This is a genomic window from Peribacillus sp. P4_C12 (assembly GCF_056402095.1).
In genome coordinates this window covers 1-1,688 of the sequence record NZ_JBFUIB010000678.1, presented here as the reverse complement: position 1 = coordinate 1,688, position 1,688 = coordinate 1, and the positions used below count along the sequence as shown (strand labels likewise).

The 1,688-nt window shown below is 39.8% G+C and carries 2 protein-coding genes; both read right to left on the bottom strand.

What is annotated here, in order from left to right; genetic code table 11:
- Positions 1–38: 38 nt before the first annotated feature.
- Entirely contained in the window at positions 39–914 is an 876-nt protein-coding gene (locus tag AC1DUW_RS27895; protein ID WP_053347347.1) for an ATP-binding cassette domain-containing protein, read from the bottom strand.
- On the bottom strand, positions 899–1,688 hold a 790-nt coding region (locus AC1DUW_RS27890), incomplete at its 5' end, for an energy-coupling factor transporter ATPase (RefSeq protein WP_477644062.1). The genes AC1DUW_RS27895 and AC1DUW_RS27890, both read right to left, overlap by 16 nt.

The following is a 1,688-nucleotide window of genomic DNA, read 5'->3' as shown; positions in this document are numbered from 1 at the left end:
TGGAATCTCTAGCGACATACTGACCAATAATGACATTTTCAATCATATTGGTATCTCCTTCCCTTTAGAAGTGTTAGCACTTGAGGCATCACATCTAATTCTTTCAAAGATGCCACCTGGATCCTTTGCCCTGTCACCTTCTCTATTGCTAGTAACAATTTCGCTGTATCGGGTATATCTAATCCCATGGATTGTAATTCTTCCCTTTTATCCAAAAACAATGACATAGGGTTCATTTGAAATTGCAGCTTCCCTTTGTGTAACACAATGACTTCTTCAGCATATTCCACTACGTCATTCATTTGATGTGTAATCAATATAACCGTATGATTGCCTTGTCGTCGCCACTCCTCTATGTTTTGTAAGATGCTCTGCCTACCGAGTGGATCTAATCCGGCAGTCGGTTCATCTAAAATAAGAATCTTGGGCTCTAACATAAGGACAGACGCAATCGCAACACGTCTTTTTTCTCCACCACTTAAATGAAGCGGAGATTTTTCTAGGTAACTTGCATCCAAGCCTACTAAATCAATTACTTGCTGTGCCTTATTTACGATAGCGTCTTTATACCATCCTCTATTTCTAGGGCCAAAAGCTAGTTCTTTTAAAACAGTCGTTTCAAATAATTGGTGTTCAGGATATTGAAAAACAAGACCCACATCTGGAGAAATTGTCGGTTTACCTTTTTTATTAGGTTTTATTAGCTTCCCATCCATCGTATTCTGGCCTACTGTCGGCCATAATAATCCTTGCATCACTTTGGCTAAAGTGGACTTTCCTGATCCCGTTTGCCCGATGATAGATACCCATGCTCCAGATGGAATGGTACACGAGATATCTGTTAATACTTGTTTTACTTCGCGAGTTGCAGGGCTGTAATAATCATATTGAATATGCTCTAGCGCGAGTTCCATAAGTATTCTACCATCCCTTCTATATCCGTTATATGCATTGGCACTTCTACTTCCTCCTGCTGCATCTGCATTTTCAATTTTAATGCAAAGGGTAATTCCAAACGACAGTCTATTAGCATCTGTGGCTTATGGAAGATTTCAAGCGGGGTTCCGGTAGACACAATCTGTCCTTGATTAATTACTATCACTTTTGTTGCTGATAACACTTCGTCCATATGGTGCGTAATATGCAAAATGGTAATACCTTCATTATGCAATTGACGCATGATGGATATAATTTGATGTCTCCCATCAGGGTCAAGCATGGACGTAGATTCATCAAAAATAATGAGTTTTGGTTCCATTGCTAATATCGCAGCAATGGCCACACGCTGCTTTTGACCACCAGAGAGTTTATGTGGCTCAGCCTCTCGAAAAGGAAGCATCCCTACTTTTTCAAGTGCAGCCTCTGCTCTTTCTACCATCTCACTGGGAGGACAGGCGATATTTTCAAGACCGAAGATTACTTCATCGAATACATTGGTCGTAATGAGCTGTTCTTCTGGGTTTTGAAAAATAATGCCTATTGATTTGCGGATTATTGCTAGATTTTCCTTTTGTTTTGTATCAAGGCCTTGAAACAAAACTCTGCCTTTTTTCGGTAATATCAGTCCATCTGCCAATTTGGAGATGGTCGATTTACCAGAACCGTTTGGGCCGACAATTGCCACAAACTCTCCCTTTTCTATTTGAAAAGAAAGTTTTTGAATAACATGCTTCTTATTAGGATAAGAA